Below are 20,279 nucleotides of genomic sequence, written 5' to 3' on the forward strand. Positions count from 1 at the left end.
TTTTAGCCTATCGTTCAAAAATCCTTTGACGGCATAGGACAAAAAAACTATCCACGAGCTATGGATCAGTTCATTCAGACAGTGCGCGCCTATGCAGACGCGCTTGGGGTTCAACCTTCGACGGTTGTGCAGCGTGCTGCAAAGCTCGGTGGAGCGGCATGGGCCAAATGGGAAGCAGGCGAGGGTTCGCCAACGCTCCGAACCGCGGACAAAATTCTTAAGTACATCGAAGAAAATCCCGCCCCTGTGGATGTCGATGAAGCTTGTACGCCGTTGAAAGAGGCCAGCTGATGCCCGGCTTTGCGTTTTTCGTTTCATTGCAGCACCTTGCGGCGCTTTTTCTCGCGCGCACAGGAAACGGGGTTTCCAATGGTTGAGATGGCCGAAGGCAAACGGGGGCATCCACCGCGCCAAACGTTGCGAGCGACGTGGCGCGGCACCACGCGGGGTAAGATCCTGTTCGATTGCGAAGACGGGGCGGTGTTGGAGGTGTTGCTGCAGCCGAGCTGCTATCACGCCTTGTGGTCAACGATGCTCGACTACCCAGGGGACGCCCATCTTGATGCGACTGCCCAGGCTCAAAGGTCTTCGGAGATACCGGGCCAATCGCAATGTCCTCCGGTCAGATCTCTGAATTCGACAAGTGGGGACGTGTAGTGTCCGAGCCTTCTTCCAAAAAACACCGCGCTCTAACAGTCGGGCCAACCTGGGTGCCGAGACCTGTGACGGAACAGAAGGAAGCCTTTTATGCCTGACTTCCGCAAAATCACCCGCGCGAACATGAAATCCCTTGTGGACTGGTTCGGCTGCTATGATGCGGTGGCCGAAACCTTCAACGCGCGCTGGGGCGGCGGGTCCAGCAAGGGGACGGTCAGCAAGAAGGTCAGCGGCACGCTGGATTGGACGGTCGCGGATGTGGTTGCGCTCGAAGATGCAGCCGGGCGCTATCCCGTCACGCGCATGTTGGCGCGGCGCTTGGAAGATAGGCCGGCCGTCGATGCGGGCAGCTTGTTGATGGACGGCTCCAGCATCGCCAAGGAAAGCGGCGAGGCGATTGCGGCCATTCTTGCGGCGGAGCAATCGAGCGGCGCGGATGAGAAGGCGCAAGCGATCAAGGAAATCGATGATGCGCTGTTCGCATTGGGGCAGGCGCGGGTGCGCCTCGAGGGGCTTTCGGGGGCAGGGTGGTGATGCGCATTGATTGTCGCCTTCCGCCTGAGCCTGATTGGCCGTGGTTGATCTCGACCTATCCGGGCGATGTTTTGCTACATGTCGAACGGTCCTTTCAGGACATTGCCGATCGGATCTGCGGGCGCCTGGCCTATCTTGCCACGCCTTACACGCGCGAGGTGTTGGGCGCAGATTTGCACTGGGACCGGGGGCTGTCGATTGCGGCTGAGATCCGCGCGGCCCGCTGGGCGCGGAGGTTTGCGCTCGCGGGTGCGACTGTCGTATCCCCCATCATTTTGGCCTGCGCGATCTGCCATTCCGACTTTGAGGGCGATCTGAGCCCGCTCGATGAGGCATTTTGGGCACGCTGGTGTCAGCCGCTGCTCAATGCATGTGGGGCCGTGGTCATTCCCGCCATCGCCGGCTGGGATCAATCGCGCGGTGTCTGGCGTGACGCTTGCTGGGCGCTTCAGTGCAACGTGCCTGTCTATTTGGTCGCGGAAGGCTCGGAATTTGGCGGGCAGAAAATTTGCGCTGAGAGCGCCGCAAGGGGCGGGGGTGGACCATGACCCCATCGGCACCCAAGCTCGCAAATGCACCGGCGGCGCATTTTGATCTCGATCCGTTTCACGTCGTGGCGCATCGCGAATTGGCGGTGCGTCCGCTGGTTGCGCCGGGCGTGTGCTTGAACCCGATGTGTTCGCGGAGCTTTGCGCCATCGCGCAGCTGGCAGCGCTATTGCAGCGAACCCTGTCGCAAGATGGATGAACTTGAGATGCGCCGTGTCGGCCAAAAGGCGGCACCGGCTTTGTTGGCTTGGCGCATGGGGAAATACGAAAAACAGGATGCCGCGCTGCGGGCTTTGTCTCGCGCGGGACGCAACTATGTCACCCGGCTCCAATCGGAGTGGTATGGCGACCGGCTGGCGCGCGCGTCCGAAAGGAGGCGGCATGAGTGAAGCGGCGAAGACCATCAGGCTCGTGGATAGCGATACCCTGTTTGAATATCCGATCCCGTCGGGTGAACGGCTCGATAGCCATTTCTTCCTGACATGGCGCTTTGACTGGTGGCTTCATTCGGAATTCCGACTGCTGGCGGATAAAGAGGTCCGCGCGGTCGGGTTCGATCTGTTCAACATTGCGCAGAAAGAAGATCCGGTTGGCACGTTGCCCGTCGATGAACGCCTTCTCGCGCGACTTGTTGGCGAGACGCTTGAAGAATGGCGTCGGTTGATGGAGCGCCCGATTGGGCCGCTCTACAACTGGCAGCAATGCCGCTGCGACAATGGCCATGTCCGCCTGTATCACCCCGTGGTGCTGAAGGTCGCGCAGGATGCTCTTGGGGTGCGAGAAGATCGCCTGACCAAGAGAGAGGCTGAGCGCGAACGCAAGCGGCTGGACGCTTTGCCTGACAAGATGTTGCGCAGCGGTGCGCCCAAGGGGATGACCGAAGACGCTGTGGTCGTGCTGCAGTTCGATCAGTTCTTGGTCGATCATTTCGACACCATGGGCCAGCGCCGGCCGCCAATGATCCGCAAGGCCCTCGAGGCCTTCTCGTTGGCGCAAGACGGGGTCGACTGGAAGGCCGAATTCAGCCGTTGAGTTTCTTCCGCGTTTCTTCCGCCGGAAGGAACTTGGAAGGAAGTCGGAAAGAAACCGGAAGGAATTCGGAAGGAAACCGGAACGAAATCGGATGTTTTAGGATGGATTTGGCACGTTCTGCGCCGCGTTCGTTCCGATTTCTTCCGGGCTAAAAGGAAAGAAGAAGAAACTATAAAAAAATGAAATTGCCCAAACCGCCCCAATACCAACCGAGCCGTCATTTGAGACCGGGGCAGATGCAATGAAGAAGGCAAAAGTAGATGGACAGTGCCAAAGAGGAAACCAGCGGCGGCAATGATGCTGAGGTGAAGCGCAGCGAGGCCCGGGTGCGCCGCGAGCTGCTGGAGCCATGTGAGGGCTTGAAGCGCCCGCGCGGGGAGACGGCGGAGAAGTTTGAGCGCGAGCTGGCGCGGATTGCGCGCAGGCTTTCCTACATGAGCGATGAGAAGCTGCGCGGGTTGTGTGAGCTGGTCTTGAAGCAGGCCGTGAACGGTGTCTGGCCGAAACCGGCCTTGATCGTGTCCTGGGCGTTCAATCTGCAAACGCCGCCGCCGCCCAATAGCGATTATGTGGCCTCGGTCATGCGCTCGGCGATGGGGCGCGCGGCGCGGGATGGCGGCTATCTGGTCGAGCTGTTCTCCGATGCCAAGCGACTTGGCCCGCCTCCGGGGCGCTACATGCTGAGCGCAATTCGAGATCGGGCGCGGGCGAATGCACGCCGCCGCGACGGCCTGCGCTTGCAGATCGAGCGTGGCGAGACGCTTGCGCCCTCTGATCGCGATTGGCTGGAGCGCTATCACGCCGCCTATGCCGAAGCGGAAGCCATGGTGTTGGGCCAAGCCGACGTGAAACCAGACGCCGAGGGCGGGGCATGATGCATAGCAAGATCGAGGCGCAAGAGATGATCTGGCTTCTGGTGCGCGTGAAGCGCAAGCAGGTGGGCGGGATCAAGACCGTCACGGTGGGTGGCGAGTTTGAGGCCTATCGGGATCGCAAGGGCAGGGCGCGCAAGCGCCGTGTTCAGGGGACGGGAGAGCGCGCCTTCGTGCCTGAGCACATCTTGCGGCGGGCCGGGTTCGAGGTGTTCCTGCCGGTGAGGCATGTTTGGCGCAAACGCAATCGGTTCACGCCGGAAAAAGTCCGGGTTGCGCAGCCTCTTCTCGTGGACTGGATGTTTGTCGGCTGGCCAGCGGATCAAAATCGCTGGGAAGATCTGATGGCGCTGGATGTGGTTATGGGCGTGCTCGGCACTGGCGGGCGTCCCGTGGTGATGAAGCGCGAGACTGTCGCCAAGCTCATGCGGCAGTGGGGCGGCGGCATGTTGTCGGCGCGCTGTCATCAGATCGCTAAGCAGGGGCATCAGTTTGAAACCGGCGACGAGGTGCGGATCTCTATGCCGCCTTGGGAAGGGGTTGCGGCCTATGTCGTTGATGCCCACGGGCCTTCGGTGCGCGTCATGCTCAAGCTTTTTGGGCGAGATGTGCCTGCGGAGTTTTCTAAGTTTTCCGTTATGCCAGCCGGGAAGGCGAGGGGAAGGGGCGATGTCTAAATGCGACGCGGCAATGTCGATGTTAGGTTAGGGTGTGGCGAGAGTCATCGGTGAGCCCTTTGCGGACTGTTAAAAAGTCCAGACTACGTCCATTCGTAGTCGAGGCTGTCGATGCCCGCGCAGTTGAGCAGCAATATTGTGGTGGGATGGAAAAATGCTTTTTGTAGTAGGATAATTTGCGTGGCACCTTGCTGGCCGCAGAACACTAAACGCATTAATGGAGGCTTTCAGAACATGACATTGAGAATTTTCGTTCTCGCTATTGCGGGCATTCCTGCTCTGGTCTCTGCCGCGTGGGCCAAGGACTCACTTTACGTGCCCACCGTCCACATTCTTACCACTAAGGGCACATTCGAAACTATGTTCTTGGCAGGCTTCGAAAATGGCGTGTCCCGTACGGAATGCGAAATGCGACTTGAGGCATGGGATAGGGAGATGAAACTCACGGCAACAGTTGATGAGCTCAAGGCACAAGGGAAGAACGTCTCGGTCCGTTTGGAATGTGAGCCCAAGTAAGCTGGGTAGGCGCCACGAGACATATCACGAACGGCAGTTTTGTCTTGCACTCCGGACGTTGTTGCGGTCTGCAGCGGAGGTCGGCAGAGAGCCCTTTTTGCAGGATGCTGAGACCTCAACCGATTACAAATTCGAGGGGAATGTTCCTTAATTGACAACGTTTCTATGCTAAGAGCTAACCCCCCAACCTACGTCAAAATGGCTTGAAGAGAGTGGACCTAGAGCGCTTCGAGCAGAGATTTTTCGATTACGCATCGCTTCAACATACGAACGTTAGGGGTAGGTCAAATAGGATGATGACGATCACATGAGTAACCCATATCGTTTGCATTGCCGGGAACTTGACGGGGAACGCACAGGCATTCTCGAATTTGACCGGGATGGCGTTGCGTTGTACTTTGTTGGTTATGGCGAATTCACGCATATCCGGGAAGATTCACCCTCATATGTCGTGACTGAGGAAGGCAAGGTGGTCTCGCTACTCGCAAACATCGCGGGACGTCAGTCATCAACTTCAGTTGCGACCAAGTTCGGCGGGCGTGAATTTGGGCATGAGTATAACGAGTACCGAAGCGTAAGCCGAAGGGGTATTCGGTCGAATCTCGCAGTGGTCGGCGTGGATGCTTGGCGATCCGAGGACGTCGTGCAGCGCGTGACGTTCGACGTCGCGCATACGGAGCAAATCCTCGCTCATCAAGGAAAACTGCGATCGCTGGGAAGTAGCTCAAGACCATCGGATGACGATCTCATACTGTATCGTGCTGAAGTAGGTGGAATGGTTCTGACCGCTGGCTACGAAGTCAGCTATGGCCTCGAGACATGCAGCCTAAGGACGCACCGACCCACATTCTCGATTGAGTTCAGTGCAGGTTGCTCTTTGAACGCGATTCAAGGTAGCCTTTTCGGCTATCTTGCGTTCTTGTCGTTTGTTCTTGGCGGACGCATGGCGCCTGAGGAAGTGCGCATTGATCGTATGTCCTTCGAAGAGAAGATCCGTGCCGTTGAGGCGGGAACATATATCGACGACCACGCTATTATATGGAACTGGCCTGCCGAAGGACACGAGGCGAAAGACTTGGCGTTCTATGGCGCGCCCTTCATGGCCATGAACGATGGTGAATTGACCTCATTCGTCGCCGGCCTCATCACGTGGTTTGAGCGGATCGATGAGTGGCGCGCGGCCAGCGTGAGAATGACTGAAAGCCTCCGCTTGCGCCGTGAGATTTCTGGGGAACGCCTTCTCGCAGCTTGGCGTTGGTTCGAGGAGGTGCCTCCAACCAAAGCTAAAAGAGTGATAGATAACGATGTTGTCGAGTATCTTACCGAAGCTGCTCTGAAAGGCGCTCGTGAGAAATGCCTTGGCGCACATATCGAAGATAGGATCAAAGGATCTCTCACGCGGATCGGCGAAGAGAGCATGCGCGACCGCTTTGAGCGGCTTATACACTCAGTAGAAGAGCGCTTCGAAAGAAATGATTGTCTCGATGGTATGGTAAATCATCTCCAGAATGCCCGCTGCTTCCGAGGGCGTATTGCTCACGGGCATTTTTCTAGTCGCAATGCGGCGGAGTTGCGACAGTTCAACAAGGCGACGCTGGCTATGGAGGCTCTGTGTTTTTTGCTAACGGCACGCGACCTTCCTCTTTCTGAGGAGGCTAAGAAGCGGATCTGGGCACATCCCATTCTCGAAGAATACCAGCTTGCCTACGATTAACATGGATAGAATACTGGACATTTACCTTTCGGCAAAACATGGCCGTTACGCCCTATCCGGCAAAAACTCAACCCGCCCAGTTTGAACGGCGTCTTCCCGCGCGTTTGAATTTATCGGTTCAGGCTGACAAGCTGTGATGCCCACGGCTGCCTGTTTAAGTGCCCGCCATAAGCCATTCTCTGTTCCCGCATCGGATCGTTAAGGAGCACCGGATATCGTAAAGGGGGGTTGACGCATCACATTATCTTCCCTTAACAGTCGAAATTGACGAAGGTTCTGTGGCCCCTGTTGAAAGATACATGCCATGGCTCCGGGCGGTCGAAATCGCATGTTTTCCCCCGATTTCGACTGTATTCCGTCAAGTCCGGGCAACCACGCGAGAGCGCCGCTGCCTGTGACACTGCTACTGCTATTGAAGATTGCGGCCCGGCTGAAAAGCCCGGGCCTTTTTCATATCTGACGTTCGATTGAGATATGAACACCGGCAGTGGAGGGCGCGATGAAACGCATCTGATCTTATTTCTCGTCCATCGGCATGAAGGCCGGTCGCAGGTCATTCTGCGGCTGGCCTTTTTCATAACGGAAGGCGTGGAGGCTGCGATGTTCAGCGTAGGCGAAATCGATGTGAAGGGTTTGCGGCAGTTCGAAAACATGCTGGGCGCGTTGGGGGCGGAGGCGCCAAAGGCCGTGAACCGCGCGATCAACCGCACGGGCGATATGGCCAAGACGCAGGTGGTGAAGGAATTGGCGCGCCAGACGGGCCTGCCGCAGAAGCTCATCCGCCGCTCGGTCAAGGTCACACGGTCCTCGTGGACGCATTTGGAGTATCAACTGCACTCGGCGGGCGGTGACGTGTCGCTGAAGTACTTCAAGAAGCGCGAAACCGATGAGGGTGTGCGCGCCTATCTGGGCGATCAGCGCGGCTGGGATTGGTTCGCGGAGTCGTTCTTTCGGGCTGGCCGCTGGCCGCGCCCGCGCCAGCAGATCAGCTGGAGCCATGGCCATGTCTTCGTGCGGGTTGGGGGGCGGACGGATCTGGAGAAGGTCACGTCCGGCGTCTTCATCCCGATTGAGATGGTCGAGGGGGCGACGGCCAAAGCCTTCGAGGACTCGGTCACGAACAACCTGCCGCGCCGGTTGGATCATGAGATCAGTCGCGCCTTGGGGCTGTGAGCGCGCGCTTACATCACAACAGTAAGCGGCCCGAACGCGTCCAAATCGGCCCCACAAAAAAAGGGACCGTACGGCGGGCCAGTGGCACGCGGTGCGTAGGCAGCCCGAGGGATCGGCAGTCAGACGGCTTTTGCAAAGCCTTAACACCAAGGCCCCGGCTTAACGGCTGGGGCTTAACACTGGGGGCAGGTTGGCCGCGCGCCAGATTTAAGGGGGGGCTTTAGGGGGGCGCAATGAGCGTTGAGCGGTTTGTTTCACAGGCGGAATTGGCGCGCGAGCTGGGTGTGAGCCGGGCTGCGGTCAGCCAGTGGAAGGCCAAGGATATTCTGCGCGACGACGCGTTCTCCGAGCCGGGGAAGTCCGGCAAGATCATCCTCAGCGTGGCCATCGCGCAGGTGCGCCGCAACCGCGATGTCGGCCAGTCCCTGGGCAATGGGATCGCCACGCGGACCGCCGTGGAGGCGGATCCTCCCGAGGTGATCCCGGAGCCCCCCGAGGCGCAGCCCAGCCTACCGATGCGCGCGGCCGCTCCGGTCGCTGAGACGGCACCGGCCAGTGCTGCGGGCCCGAAGGTCGACCGGATCGAGGATCAGCTCAAGCGCGCCAAGCTCGAAGAGCAGCTGCGGCGCAACCGTATTCAGGCCGCAGAAGAGGCCGCACGCCAAGGCCAGTTGATGGCGGCGGAAGATGCCCGCGAGCAGATGGCGCGCATCGCGGGGATGATGCTGCAGATCTTTGAGGGCGCTTTGCCGGATTTTGCCTCGGCGATGGCGGCGCAGTTCGATCTGCCGCAGCGCGATGTTCTGCATCTGCTGCGCGCGGAGTTCAAAAAGGTCCGCAAGACCGCCTCGATGAAAGAGCGCATGCGGGCGGACACAGTGGAGCGGGCTGTAACAGCCCTGGTTGATCTGGAGGTCTGATGCTGGATGTTGCCGTGACCAGCGCTGAATGGATGGTGCGCGATGTGCTGGCGGAGATCTTGGATCCACCGCCGCCCGTCGATTACCTGACCTGGGCCGAAGAAAACATCGTCTTCTCTGCGCGCGAAAGCCCGCTGCCCGGGCCCTATAACCGGGAGCGGTTCAGCTATTTTGACGAGATCCTGGTGGCGCTTTCGCCCGATGATCCGTGCCGGATCGTGACCTTGTCGAAATCCGCCCAGCTGGGCGGCACGGTGCTGGCCAATATTTTTACCGGCGGCTCCATGGATATGGATCCGGGCGACTTCCTCTATGTCCATCCGACCGATGAGAACGCGCGGCGTTGGTCGAAAATGAAGCTCTCGCCGATGCTCAAGGGCACCACGGCGCTGCGCAATATCTTCCCGATGAAGGCCCGCGACGGGCAGGACTCGGTGTTTTACAAAGAGCGCCGGGACGGGCGCGGCGCGATCCAGATCTCCGGGGCCAACTCGCCGGCCTCGCTCTCGCAGGTGTCGATGTCGCGGCAGGTTCAGGATGACCTGGCCAAATGGGACATGAACAGCGCGGGCGATCCCGAGACGCAGGCCGATAGCCGCAGTCAGGGCTATGAGTTTGCCAAGATTTTTAAGATTTCGACGCCGATGGTGGTGCCGGGCTGCCGGATCACCAAGAACTTTGAGGCGGGCAGTCAGGAATTTTTATACGTGCCATGCCCGCATGATGAATGCGGCCACATGCAGGTGCTCGAATGGGAGAACATGCTGGCGGGGCTCGATGAGGAGCACCCGGAGCGGGCGCATTTTACCTGCGAGAGCTGCGGGGCGGCGATTGAAGAGCACCACCGCCCGAAGATGCTGCGCGGGGCCAAGTGGGTAGCGTCGAACCCGAAGATGAAGCGGGTGCACCGCTCGTTCTATCTCTGGTCGGCCTATTCGCTGCTGCAGTCTTTTGAGCGCATCGCGCGCTCGTGGCTCTCGGCCAAGGGCGATCCGCCAAAGGAGCAGACGTTTTGGAATGACGTGGTGGGCAAAGCTTACCGTGTGCTGGGCGAGGCCCCGCCCTGGGAAGATATTCGCGACCGCGCTGCGGAGGCGGATTACACCCATGGCAGCATCCCTGCGGGCTATCCGCTGCTGACCTGCGGCGTGGATTGTCAGGGGGACCGGGTTGAGTGGCAGGTGGTCGCGTGGGGCCAGAACAAGCGCCGCGCAGTGGTCGAGTATGGTGTGTTCAACGGGCATATCTCCGATGAGCAATGCCAGGCCAAGCTGAACGGGCTTTTGCGGCAGGGATTTCGCAATGCCTATGGGCGGATGATCGAGATCGACCTGCTGGCGATCGATGGCAACGCCTATACCGAGGACGTTTGGGACTGGGCGCGCAGGCATCCGGCGGCCCGCGTGATCATGGTGCGCGGCGTGCATCCCGAGGGCGCGCCACTGCTGGCGCAGGTCAAAAAAGAGCGCAACCGGCGCGGCAAGATCGTGCGCTATTCGAAGCGGTTTTTTAACTTCGCCTCTTCGGTGATGAAAATGGGGCTCTACCGCAACCTCAAGAAGGATGACCCGGAGGAGCGCGGCTATATCGCCCTGCCCAAAGGGCTGGAGGATGAGTTCTATCGCCAGCTCACGGCGGAGACGCGCAAGGCGCAAAAGGCCAAGTCGGGCTTTACCCGCTATCTTTGGGTGAAAGATCCCAACCAGGCGAACGAGGCGCTGGACACGCATCTGCAGGCGGAGGCGGCCAGCATTCGCCTTGGAGTGCGCACGCTGCCCGATGCTGAATGGGAGCGCGTGATGGCCGAGCGCGAATGCCCGCCGCAAGACGTGCAGGGCGATTTTGAAGATCTGTTGATGGCAGTCCAGCCGCAGGCCGCGCCTGAGGCGGCGGAGCCATCAGCTGACGACACACCCGCCGTGCAGGCCAAAGAGCGTGCGCGCTCGAAGTGGAGAAACAGGACGCGATGAGCAAATTCGCACGTATCTTTGGCAAGGCAGTGGGCCGAGGGCAGGCACACAAGCCGGTTGGACCTGCGCGCCCGACCGCCCGTTATCTGCGCGACACCAAGAGTGGCGTCATTGCCTCGCGGGTCGCCCCCCTGAGCAATCACCGCGATGATGTGCGTAGGTCTTGGGAGCGCGCGGCGGGGCTTGCGATGGATCTGATCCAGAACAGCGGGCGGCTGAAAGGGGCCACCGATCAGGTGCTGGCCGATACGGTCGGGGTGGGGCTGACGCTGACACCCGATCCCGATCTGGCGGGCTTAGGCTATGATGAGACGGAAAAGGCCGACTGGATCCGCTTGGTCAAGAAGCGCTGGCGGGCCTATTGGCACAATGCGCGCGAATGCGACATGCGTGGCAAGCTGACGGGGCCGCAAATGGTCGATATCGCGATGCGCTGGCATATCGCCTATGGCGAGAGCACGGGCGTGTTCGACTTCTTCACGGCCTCCGAGCGCCGCCATTACGGGATTACCTGTGGCACGAAACTGTGCCTCGTGCCGCCCGCACGGCTGGTGCAAGATACCAGCCCGCTTGAGGGGCTGTTCCAGGGCGTGCAGCACGATGGCAAGGGCCGTGCGGTCGCCTATCGGTTTGAGACTGTCACCAACGGCTTCAAATCGAAGCGCGATTATGCGGCTTATGATGCCGATGGCCGTCCGCTGGTGATGCATGTGTTTGATCCGATGGATGCCACGGATGTGCGCGGGATCTCGGTCCTGGCGCCTGCCTTCCGCAAGCACATTCAGGCGGAAATGCTCGATGATGCAACCTTGCAGATGGCGATCTTGCAGACGGTCTTTGCGATCACGCTGACCAGCGAAGCGCCCAGCCAAGACGCCTATGAGGCGCTGGAGGTTTTGAAGGAAAGCGAGGGCGGGACGTCCTATGCGCAGGAATATCTGGATTATTTGGGCTCGCAGCTCGACCGCGCGGCGGAAAGCCGGATCTCGGTCGGGGCGGATCCGCAAGTCTCGCATCTCGGGCCCGGCGAGCGCTTGGGCATGGAGACGGCAAAGATCCCGGGGCAGGATTTTTTGCCGTTCTCGAACAGTCTGGCGCGCGACATGGCCCGCACGATCGGGATCACCTATGGCGGCCTGACCATGGATTGGACGGCTGCGACCTATGCCAGCACGCGGATGGAGAATGCCTCGATCTGGCCGGTGGTGATGCGGCGGCGCGAGCGGATCGCAGCCCCGATGTGCCAGATGGTCTATCAAAACTGGCTCGATGAGGAGGTGGGGGAGGGCCGCATTCCGTTCAAAGGCGGATATGGCGTGTTCCGTGCCAATCGCGAGCGGGTGAGTACTGCGAATTGGCAGGGCCCGGCCAAGCCCACGGCGGATGATGCTAAATCGGCCCGGGCCTCGAGCGAGCGGCTGAGCAATGGCACCAGCTCGATTGCCATTGAGACGGGCGATTTGGGCGTCGATGCGGACGCGCTCTTTGAGGAGCGGCAGCGCGAGCACCAACGCTATGTCGATGCCGGCATGGTCTCGCCCTATGCCCCGCGGGCCCAGACGCCGGGTGTCGAGACGGAGGGCAAGCCGTGAGCACCATGAAGGTGGGCCAAGACATCGTGCAGATGGAGGATCCCTGCGCGATGGCTGCGGCGTTGCGCAAGGTTCGGATCCGGCTTTCGGCGGGACAGATGCGCGAGACGGTGCGGATGGACGGCGAAGAGGTGACGTTCCAGCGCGCGCGGCTCGATGATCTGAAGGCGCTGATCGCCGAATATGAAAATGCCTGTCGCCGCAAGAGTGGCGGCGGGGCCCGCATGCGCCATGCGAAGCGGTTCCGCTTCACCGGCTAAGCCTCAATACAACAGGAGAGAGAGATGGCAGTGATTGTCGAGGACGGTCAGCTGACGCTGACCGGCTATGTCGGTGAGTCCACGCTCGAGATCGACGGCTGGGTGATCTTTGACGGGTTTACCCATGCCGAGGTGGTCGCAGCGCTCGGGGAGTTTGGCCCGGACGAAGACCTGGTCGTGCATATCAACAGCGGCGGGGGCGTTGCGACCGAGGGCACGGCGATCCGCTCGGCGCTGGCCGATCGCGAAGGCCGGACCGATGTGGTGATCGATGGGATTGCAGCCTCGGCGGCCTCGTTGATCGCGATGGCGGGCGACACGGTGAGCATGTCGCTGGGCTCGCTTTTGATGATCCATGATCCGTCCGGGTTCACCTGGGGCACGGTTGAGGATCACGAGAAGACCATCAAGGGGCTCAACAGCTTGGGCAACACCTATGCCCGGGTCTATGCGCGCAAGTCGGGCAAGAGCGATGCAGATTGCCGCGCCATCATGCGCGTCGAGACGTGGTTCACGCCGGAAGAGGCGGTCGCTGCAGGCTTTGTCGATCGCGCCATCGATGATGCGGCCGAGGCGGTCGCGGCCTTTCCCTACCAGCACTATGCCCATGCGCCGCGCGATCTCGTGGCGATGGCCAAGAGCAATAACTGGCGCCCGCCCGTGCCTGTCACGGCGGGCTCCAAACCCAACGTCCCCACACTCGCCAAGGAAAAGGAGACACCCACCATGGCACAAAAACCGAACGCGGCGGCGACACCCGCGCCCCCTGCCGCCCCGGCTCCGAGCGCAACTGCGGTCAGTGCCGATCAGGTCAAGGCGCGGATCAAAGCCATCACGGAAGATGATGCGGCGCAGGGCCATGAGGCGCTGGCCAAGCATCTGGCTTTTGACACCGACATGCCTGCCGAGGAGGCGGTGGCGGCGCTCAAGGCAGCGGCGAGCGATGCGCCGGTCAAGCCCACCGAGGATGTGCCGGATGCGGCCAGCTATCAGGCGCGCCGGAGTGCTGCGTCCGATCTCGCCCAGCCCGCGCCGGGTCCGCAGGCCAAGCCGAAGGCCGCCATCAATACCGGGGGCATCTATGCCGCCCGTCGCAACGCAAAGGAGGTGTAAGCCATGGAAAACGTCACCATGCAGACCCGCAATCTGGTGTTCCTGCTCTCTGAGGCGGCAGGACGGCGCTCGCGCAGCCTGATCACGATCGCCAGCGGCGCGGGCAAGGTGTCGCCCGGAACGGTGCTGGGGAAGGTCACGGCGACCGGCGAATACGTCGCATCGCCGGCCGCCGAGACCGTCGGGTTGGAAGGGGCGGAGACCGCCGTCGCCATCCTCGCCTATGGGGTTGATGCCACCGATCAGGCGGTGGAGGTGGCTGCGATTGATCGCGATGCCGAAGCCAAGATGCCGATGCTGAAGTTTGACGTGTCGGTCGATGACCAAACCAAAATCGACGCCAAGGTCGCGCAGCTCGACGCTGTCGGCATCCGCGCGCGCTAAGGAGGACGCTTTTATGGAACAGTTTAACGACCCGCAATTCAGCGTCATTGCGTTGACCGCAGCGCTCAACAATCAGCCCTTCGTGCCGGGTCAGATCGGCGGGCTTGGGATCTTTGAGGAAGATGGCGTCAACGTCACCACCGTCGAGATCGAGGAAGAGAACGGCATTCTCGATCTCATCGAGCCGACCCCGCGCGGTGCGCCGGGTAATACGCTGGGCGATACCAAGCGCAACAAGATCCCGTTCAACATGGACCATTTCGAGATCAACGATGCGGTCTATGCCGATGAGGTGCAGGGCGTGCGCGCGCTTGGCAGCGATGATGCGCTGGAGACGATCCAGTCGCGCATCGATTCCAAGCAAGAGCGCCATGGGCGGGCGATGGACAACACGCTGGAGCATTATCGCGTGGGCGCGATCAAGGGTCTGATCGTGTCGAAATCGGGCCGGGTGCTGCACAATCTCTATGATCGCTTTGGCATCGCCGTGCCGGCACCGGTCAATCTCGGCATCGGCGGGGGCGATGTGGCCAATCTCGGCGCGTTGCTCGATGGGGTGACGCATTCGGTCGAAGATGATCTCGATGCCAATTACGACCATCTGCATGTGATGACGGGCCGCGCCTTCCACACGGCGATGTGGACGCAGAAAGTGGTGCGCGAGACCTTTCTCAACACGTCTTCCGCCGAGGTGCTGCGGCGCGGGGTGCCGCGTAAGTTCGAGTTCGGCGACATGGTGTTTGAGCGCTATCGCACCGGGCGCAAGGCAGTGGCTGCCAATAATGACGCGGCCTATATCGCCGATGATGAGGCGCGTCTGTTCCCGGTCGGGGTCTCTGAGATGTATCTGACGCGCTTTGGGCCTGCGGATTATGAGGAGACCGTCAACACGATCGGCCTGCCGCGCTATGCGCGTCAATATGCGATGGCCAATGGCAAGGGGCGTCATCTCGACGCGCAGATGAATGTCATCAACCTGTGCACGCGCCCGGCGGCGCTGCGGCGTCTGACGCTCAACTAAGCCCAGCTTCACATGAGAGACAGGAAGGCCCGGCGGGTCACTGCCGGGTCTTTGGTATGCAATTTGAACAGGAGAGCCGCCATGGCGCAGCCGAAGAAAAAATGGGTGGCGTTTCGGACGAATACGCCCGTGCCCGCCGCCGTGATCGGGGCAAAGGCCGATCAGAAAATGCAGGCCGGTCAGCCGGTGCAGCTGCCCGCCGCTTACGCGGATCATGTGGTCCATGACGGCTTTGCCGAGTTCTGCGACGCGCCCAAAGCGCCGGATCTCGGTCCGAAGAAAGCGGTCTCTGACTCTTCCCCGAAGAAAGGGGCGCAGACTGCTGATCTGGATGCGGCAGCCAAGCTGGACGCGGCCCAAGCCAAGGTCGATGAGGCCGGGGCGCATTTGATGGCCGTGGCCGGCACGGATGCGGAAGAGGAGGCGCGCACAGCGCTTGATCTGGCCAATGCGGAGCTGGCTGCGCTGCAGCCTGCCAGCTGATGGATCCGGATCTGCGCGCGGAGCTGAAGGCAGAGGTCGATGAGGTCTGGGCCGAGATCCTGCGCCATCTTCCCTTGGTGCAGGGCCAGCAGGACCCTGCACGCGCGCCTGTCCTGTTCGAGGCCATTCTGCGCACGGGCGATCGGGCCGTCGAGTCCATGAATTTTGGGCGCGGCAATACCGGGCGCGCCGGGATCACGGCAGACGGGGGGTATTTGCGCATCGACCGGGCGCTCAACCCTGATCTGTTGATCTGCAAAGGCGACAAGGTGGTCGCGCTGGCGCGCGACGGAGAGCCGGTCTTCGAGGTGCAAGCGGTCGATGATCGCTCGCATCTGCGACTGATCTGTGAGCTGGGAGATGCAAACTAATGTCTTTGACCATGATGGCCATGCGCATCGCCGCCGTGCAGGCGCTCAAGGCGGGCGGCACGCTGGTGGGCGATAATGTCCTCGACAGCCAGATCTCTGCAATCGATCAGACCGCAGATGGGCGGCTGCGCAGCGATCAGCAGCGGCCCTTCATCGCGGTCTATACGGATGCTGCCAAGGCGCAGGATCTGGGCCAGACGGGCCTGCGCGCAAACGGGCGCGTGGATATCGTCTTCAACTGCGGCGTCTCGCTCACCATGGCGCAGACCGACAAGGACACCGGGGCCTCCAGCATCGTTGAGGGGTTTCCGGCGACGGATGCGCATTTTGAGGCGGTGATCGATGTGCTCGATGTGCAGATCGCGCGGGTGCTGAGCGATCCGGACAATCCGTGGGCGCAGGTCTTTGGGGATTTTGTGCAAGCCTATGTGGCCAAGGAAACCGTGCGCTCGAGCAGTGCTGCGGAAAACGTGCGCCTTGCGGCAGGGCAGATGAAACTGACGCTCGAGGTCTTTGCCGATCCGCGCCTCGGCCAGGCCTTGCCAGAGGGCGGTCCATGGCCGCGCTTTCTGGCGCTGATGGAGGCGCAGGACATGGCGCAACGGAGCTTGTTCCAGCAGCTGATCGGAGAGGGGGCCAGCGCGGCCTATTCCGCTTTTGAGCTGTTGACGGGCATGACCCGCCGCGATGCGCAGGCGCTGCGGCTTTACAGCTTTGGCGGGGTGGCGCGCGATGTCGTGTTCACCGAAGCCAGCAACGAAGCGGAGCCGATCTGATGGCGAGCCTGTCTGATATTATCGATGATCTGCGCCGTAGGGTGGGTGAGTTGGAACGCCGCCAGCGCGCCCAGCTGCGCACCGGGGTTGTGACGCAGGTCGATGCGGGAAATGGCGTGGCCCGGGTGCAGCTGCAAGAGGGCGATGCGCAGATGATCACCGGCTGGATCCCGTGGGCCGAACCCTCGGCAGGTGCGAACAAGACGCATAACCCGCCCTCGGTCGGCCAGCAGGTGCAGCTCCTGTCGGAAAGCGGGGATCTCTATGACGCGGTTATTCAGGGCAGTCTGAACTCGGATGCAAACGGGCGTCCGTCTGCGGCGGGGGATGAATATGTGCTGGCCTCCGTCGGGGGCGCCAGCATCACGATCAGCGGGGGCGGGGCGTCTATCGTGATCAAGGTGGGGGGCAGTACGATCACGCTCACCGAGGCCGGTATTGTGAACGATGCGCCGCGCATCGATCTGAACTGATGCCTGCGGTCACACGAAAGGGCGATATGGGCACGGGCCATGGGCCTTGGCCGTCGCGCCCCAGCACAGGCGGCAGCGAAAATGCGTTTGTGAATGGCATTGCGGTGCACCGTCAGGGCGACGCTTGGGCGGTGCATTGTAACCCCGAGCATGTGTGCCACGGCGGCGTGCTGGCTTCGGGGTCCTCAACTGTCTTCGTCAACGGCAAGCCGATTGGGCGCGTCGGAGATCCCGTCAGTTGCGGGTCGAGCGTTGCGAGCGGCTCGGAAAACGTGTTCGCGGGCGGATAGCCCAAAATCCAAGGAGAGACCTATGAACGTCACGAAACCCGCCCCGGCGGACAAAGAAGTCACGAAACCCGCCCTGGCGGAATATGAAGTCACGACCGCGCGCGAGATCGGCGGGCGGCATCGCAAATTGGGCGAGATCCTCACGCTCGCGTCGCCCCAGGCGAAATACTACCTGCCGCCCTACGGCACCGGGCTTGCCGGTCCGATCGCGCCGAAGGTATCCGCCAAACCTGCCACTGCGAAGGCGGATGATCCCGCTGATCGCTCGGGCGCGTGAGGCGCGCCCGTGGATCTCAATCACGACACTGGAGACGCGGTCGCGGGATGGGAGGAGGTGGTGCAAAGCCTCCTGACCGTCTTGGCCACGCGTGTGAGCACGCGCGTCTTCCGGCGCGAATTTGGCTCCAATGTCCCGGCGCTGATCGATGCACCGATGAACGAGGCCAATGTGCTGGCGCTGTATGTGGCCATCGCCGAGGCGCTGGAGCGGTGGGAGCCGCGGTTTGAGCTGAGTGATGTGCAGGTCCAAGGGGCGGCAGGTGGGGCGATCTTGATGACGCTCACCGGCACCTACCGCCCCAAGGCGCATATCGGGGATTTGAGCACCGTCGCTGATCGCCTGCAAACCGTGCGTGTCCTGCGCGACCGCGTTGAGAACTGGAGCCTATCCGCATGAGCCGCTTTGCTGCATTGGACCTCACGACGCTGCCCGATCCGAGCGCCATCGGGGTGCTGGATTTTGACGCCATCCTTGAGGCACGCCTGGTTGAGCTGGAGGCCCAGCTCACGGACGTGTTCGAGGCCTCAAAGGTCTCAGAGATCATGGCATTGGCGCGCAATATCGCGGCCAGCCCCATGCGCTATCTCACCGAGGCGGCAGCGGCGCGCGAGCTGTATTTGGAAAACCGGATCAACGCGGCGCTGCGCTCGGTGTTTTTGTCGACCGCGCGGGGCGATGATCTCGATCAGATCGGGGCCAATCGTGGGGTTGTGCGCAAGGTGCTCGATGACAGCGATCCGGACACTCCGGTGCTGGAAAGCGATGCGGCCTTCCGGGCGCGGATCCAGCTGGTCATTGAGGCGTGGTCACCGCATGGCACGGAAGGCTCTTACGTCTATTGGGCGCTCGAGGCCGATGACCGTGTGGTCGATGTGGCGGTCTACGGGCCCAATCACGGGCTCGACCCGCCGATCCCGCCTGCCGAGCCCAAGATGGTTGTGCTCTCGAGCGCGGGCGATGGCACGGCGGATGCGGCGCTCTTGGATGCGGTGTTTGCGCATTGCACCACCGATAAGCGCCGCCCCGTTGCGGATAAGCTGAGCGTGGTGTCAGCGCAGATCGTGCCCTACGCGATTGAGGCGGTCTTGTATGTGACCACGCCTGAGACGGCCTCGGCGGTGCAGGCCTCGGCGCAGGCGGCGGCAGAGGCCTTTGTGAATGGGCGCATCCGGATTGGGCGCAAGCTCTATCGGACCTCGATTGCGGCGGCGCTCAACGTCCAGGGGGTGGTGGATGTCGAGCTGATCTCGCCTGCGGCAGATGTTGATATCGGCCCGTTTGAGGCCCCGCATTGCACCGGCATCACCGTGACGCTGCAATCCATCACCGGGGGATGGCGCGATGTTTGATGTGACCAACACGCTCCTGCCGCCCACGGCGACACCGCTGGCCAAGGCGCTCGATATCTTGGAGGAGCGGCTGTTTGCGCTGCCCGTCGAGATGATCTCGAAAGACCCAAGCGTGGTGGATGTGGGCTGGCTCGATCACCTCGCATGGGAGGCCTCGGTAGATACTTGGGACTCGGCATGGCCAGAGGCGATCAAGCGCCGCGTCATTGCGGCCAGCGCCGAGGTGCACCGCTACAAGGGCACGCCCTATGCGATCAAGCACGCGCTGTCTGCCTTCGATGTGGATACCGAGCTGCTGGAATGGTTCGAGCCGGACGGCGTGGCCGATGGGCTGGAGGCGGGCAGCTTCCGCGTGACCGCCTATGCGGGCCGCTCGCTCTATGGCGAGAGTGAGAACACGATCGACACGCGCATGGTGGCCGCGATGAATGCGGTTGTGCAGCGGGTGGCGCCGGTCTCTCGCAAGCTGATCTTCCGGCTGGGCGAGCGGTTTGAAACCGCAGGCTATCTGCGCACGGGCGCGCGCCCTGCGCATCTGCACCAAGCGGAGGTCGATCCCGGGCCGCGCCCGGAGATCGCTCAAACCGGGCCGATCCTGCGCAGCGGTTTGCGCGCGCGGCGGATCTCCAGCGCGACCCATGAGCTGCACCCTCGACCGGCCAGCGTGCCGGTCGCGGCTTTTATGAGAGTGGCGGCGCGGGGCCGCGCCGTCGATCAGAAAACCCATGACGTACAAAGGAGGACAGGGGGCTAATGCCGACAACACTTCTGACCGATATCGCGGAGGCCAAGATCACCGCCGCCGCCGGATCGGGAACAGCGGTCGCCATCACGCATATTGCGCTTGGTGACGGCAGCGGGGCCAATTACGCCCCGAGCTATTCCCAGACCAGCTTGCAGCGCGAGCTTGCGCGCCAGCCCATCGAGAGCCGCCACATCGTGGGCACAAATGCCTGGCGCGTGAAGGCGGAGTTCGATCCCGACACCCCGGCCTTCGCGGTGCGCGAAATGGGGTTTTTTGATGCGGATGGCGATCTGATCGCGATCTGGGCGGGCAATGACGTGGTGGCGCGCCAGACCGGGGCGATCACCTATCTGGTCGACTATGTCCTGAGCTTCTCGCGGGTCCAGGACGGGTTGGTCATCGTAAATGCGCCCGATGATGCTCTGTTTGATCTGGCGATCAGCACAGCTTCAGCTGTCGCAAACCTTCAACTTCAACAGCTGCGCCAAGCGGACGTGATCCGCAAGGCGCACGGTAACAATTAAGGAGT

General features: G+C 61.6%; 27 protein-coding genes. All 27 read left to right on the top strand.

Going from position 1 to position 20,279, the window contains the following annotated elements; genetic code table 11:
• The first annotated feature begins 60 nt into the window (after positions 1-60).
• Positions 61-291 carry a helix-turn-helix domain-containing protein gene (locus DL1_RS11250; RefSeq protein ID WP_038066116.1) on the top strand — a complete coding sequence of 77 codons (231 nt, stop codon included), beginning with the start codon at positions 61-63 and terminating at the stop codon, positions 289-291.
• A gap of 456 nt (positions 292-747) precedes the next feature.
• Positions 748-1,191, top strand: a complete 444-nt coding sequence (locus DL1_RS11260; RefSeq protein WP_051693496.1) for a hypothetical protein — start codon at positions 748-750, stop codon at positions 1,189-1,191.
• The gene (locus DL1_RS11265) at positions 1,191-1,739 is read left to right on the top strand and encodes a DUF1937 family protein (protein WP_051693497.1); all 549 of its coding nucleotides are present in this window, start codon (positions 1,191-1,193) and stop codon (positions 1,737-1,739) included. Before DL1_RS11260 ends, DL1_RS11265 begins: the two co-directional genes overlap by 1 nt.
• Positions 1,736-2,128 carry a hypothetical protein gene (locus tag DL1_RS11270; protein WP_038066120.1) on the top strand — a complete coding sequence of 131 codons (393 nt, stop codon included), beginning with the start codon at positions 1,736-1,738 and terminating at the stop codon, positions 2,126-2,128. The genes DL1_RS11265 and DL1_RS11270 overlap by 4 nt, the downstream gene beginning before the upstream one ends.
• Positions 2,121-2,771 (top strand): hypothetical protein, encoded by a 651-nt coding sequence (locus DL1_RS11275; RefSeq protein ID WP_038066122.1) that lies wholly within the window; start codon positions 2,121-2,123, stop codon positions 2,769-2,771. The genes DL1_RS11270 and DL1_RS11275 overlap by 8 nt, the downstream gene beginning before the upstream one ends.
• A 260-nt stretch (positions 2,772-3,031) precedes the next feature.
• Positions 3,032-3,646, top strand: a complete 615-nt coding sequence (locus tag DL1_RS11280) for a hypothetical protein (RefSeq protein ID WP_038066124.1) — start codon at positions 3,032-3,034, stop codon at positions 3,644-3,646.
• Positions 3,647-3,672: 26 nt separating this feature from the next.
• Positions 3,673-4,320, top strand: coding sequence for a transcription termination/antitermination protein NusG (gene nusG, locus DL1_RS11285; RefSeq protein WP_162178747.1), 648 nt, complete (start codon positions 3,673-3,675; stop codon positions 4,318-4,320).
• Positions 4,321-4,431: 111 nt separating this feature from the next.
• Complete coding sequence (locus tag DL1_RS11290; protein ID WP_156022731.1) at positions 4,432-4,836, top strand: hypothetical protein; 405 nt, start codon at positions 4,432-4,434, stop codon at positions 4,834-4,836.
• A gap of 307 nt (positions 4,837-5,143) precedes the next feature.
• A complete protein-coding gene (locus DL1_RS11295) occupies positions 5,144-6,550 on the top strand; it encodes a hypothetical protein (RefSeq protein ID WP_038066128.1) in 1,407 nt (468 codons plus the stop codon).
• A 600-nt stretch (positions 6,551-7,150) separates the two neighbouring features.
• Positions 7,151-7,723 (top strand): phage tail protein, encoded by a 573-nt coding sequence (locus tag DL1_RS11300; protein ID WP_038066202.1) that lies wholly within the window; start codon positions 7,151-7,153, stop codon positions 7,721-7,723.
• Between the two features lie 233 nt (positions 7,724-7,956).
• A complete protein-coding gene (locus tag DL1_RS11305; RefSeq protein WP_038066130.1) occupies positions 7,957-8,643 on the top strand; it encodes a hypothetical protein in 687 nt (228 codons plus the stop codon).
• Positions 8,643-10,613: a phage terminase large subunit family protein gene (locus DL1_RS11310; protein ID WP_038066132.1), complete on the top strand. Its 1,971-nt coding sequence runs from the start codon at positions 8,643-8,645 to the stop codon at positions 10,611-10,613. The genes DL1_RS11305 and DL1_RS11310 overlap by 1 nt, the downstream gene beginning before the upstream one ends.
• Positions 10,610-12,205 carry a phage portal protein gene (locus DL1_RS11315; protein WP_038066134.1) on the top strand — a complete coding sequence of 532 codons (1,596 nt, stop codon included), beginning with the start codon at positions 10,610-10,612 and terminating at the stop codon, positions 12,203-12,205. Before DL1_RS11310 ends, DL1_RS11315 begins: the two co-directional genes overlap by 4 nt.
• On the top strand, positions 12,202-12,465 hold the full coding sequence (locus DL1_RS11320; protein WP_038066136.1) for a hypothetical protein: 264 nt from the start codon (positions 12,202-12,204) through the stop codon (positions 12,463-12,465). Before DL1_RS11315 ends, DL1_RS11320 begins: the two co-directional genes overlap by 4 nt.
• 24 nt (positions 12,466-12,489) lie before the next feature.
• Complete coding sequence (locus tag DL1_RS11325) at positions 12,490-13,578, top strand: head maturation protease, ClpP-related (RefSeq protein ID WP_038066138.1); 1,089 nt, start codon at positions 12,490-12,492, stop codon at positions 13,576-13,578.
• Between the two features lie 3 nt (positions 13,579-13,581).
• The gene (locus tag DL1_RS11330) at positions 13,582-13,962 is read left to right on the top strand and encodes a head decoration protein (protein ID WP_051693498.1); all 381 of its coding nucleotides are present in this window, start codon (positions 13,582-13,584) and stop codon (positions 13,960-13,962) included.
• A gap of 13 nt (positions 13,963-13,975) precedes the next feature.
• Positions 13,976-14,983, top strand: coding sequence for a major capsid protein (locus DL1_RS11335; RefSeq protein ID WP_038066141.1), 1,008 nt, complete (start codon positions 13,976-13,978; stop codon positions 14,981-14,983).
• Between the two features lie 81 nt (positions 14,984-15,064).
• Positions 15,065-15,466: a hypothetical protein gene (locus DL1_RS11340; RefSeq protein WP_038066143.1), complete on the top strand. Its 402-nt coding sequence runs from the start codon at positions 15,065-15,067 to the stop codon at positions 15,464-15,466.
• Positions 15,466-15,837 carry a hypothetical protein gene (locus DL1_RS11345; RefSeq protein ID WP_038066144.1) on the top strand — a complete coding sequence of 124 codons (372 nt, stop codon included), beginning with the start codon at positions 15,466-15,468 and terminating at the stop codon, positions 15,835-15,837. Before DL1_RS11340 ends, DL1_RS11345 begins: the two co-directional genes overlap by 1 nt.
• Positions 15,837-16,613, top strand: coding sequence for a hypothetical protein (locus tag DL1_RS11350; RefSeq protein ID WP_051693499.1), 777 nt, complete (start codon positions 15,837-15,839; stop codon positions 16,611-16,613). Before DL1_RS11345 ends, DL1_RS11350 begins: the two co-directional genes overlap by 1 nt.
• The gene (locus tag DL1_RS11355) at positions 16,613-17,086 is read left to right on the top strand and encodes a phage baseplate assembly protein V (RefSeq protein WP_038066145.1); all 474 of its coding nucleotides are present in this window, start codon (positions 16,613-16,615) and stop codon (positions 17,084-17,086) included. The genes DL1_RS11350 and DL1_RS11355 overlap by 1 nt, the downstream gene beginning before the upstream one ends.
• The gene (locus DL1_RS11360; protein WP_038066146.1) at positions 17,086-17,376 is read left to right on the top strand and encodes a PAAR domain-containing protein; all 291 of its coding nucleotides are present in this window, start codon (positions 17,086-17,088) and stop codon (positions 17,374-17,376) included. Before DL1_RS11355 ends, DL1_RS11360 begins: the two co-directional genes overlap by 1 nt.
• A 22-nt stretch (positions 17,377-17,398) precedes the next feature.
• A complete protein-coding gene (locus tag DL1_RS11365) occupies positions 17,399-17,653 on the top strand; it encodes a hypothetical protein (RefSeq protein ID WP_038066149.1) in 255 nt (84 codons plus the stop codon).
• 9 nt (positions 17,654-17,662) lie between these two features.
• The gene (locus tag DL1_RS11370; protein WP_038066151.1) at positions 17,663-18,052 is read left to right on the top strand and encodes a GPW/gp25 family protein; all 390 of its coding nucleotides are present in this window, start codon (positions 17,663-17,665) and stop codon (positions 18,050-18,052) included.
• The gene (locus tag DL1_RS11375; protein WP_038066153.1) at positions 18,049-19,005 is read left to right on the top strand and encodes a baseplate assembly protein; all 957 of its coding nucleotides are present in this window, start codon (positions 18,049-18,051) and stop codon (positions 19,003-19,005) included. The genes DL1_RS11370 and DL1_RS11375 overlap by 4 nt, the downstream gene beginning before the upstream one ends.
• Positions 18,998-19,759: a phage tail protein I gene (locus tag DL1_RS20890; RefSeq protein WP_051693500.1), complete on the top strand. Its 762-nt coding sequence runs from the start codon at positions 18,998-19,000 to the stop codon at positions 19,757-19,759. Before DL1_RS11375 ends, DL1_RS20890 begins: the two co-directional genes overlap by 8 nt.
• Positions 19,759-20,274 carry a phage tail-collar fiber domain-containing protein gene (locus tag DL1_RS11385; protein WP_038066154.1) on the top strand — a complete coding sequence of 172 codons (516 nt, stop codon included), beginning with the start codon at positions 19,759-19,761 and terminating at the stop codon, positions 20,272-20,274. The genes DL1_RS20890 and DL1_RS11385 overlap by 1 nt, the downstream gene beginning before the upstream one ends.
• The last annotated feature ends 5 nt before the right edge of the window (positions 20,275-20,279 follow it).

It is taken from the genome of Thioclava dalianensis (assembly GCF_000715505.1).
In the GTDB taxonomy this organism is placed as follows: Bacteria; Pseudomonadota; Alphaproteobacteria; order Rhodobacterales; family Rhodobacteraceae; genus Thioclava; species Thioclava dalianensis.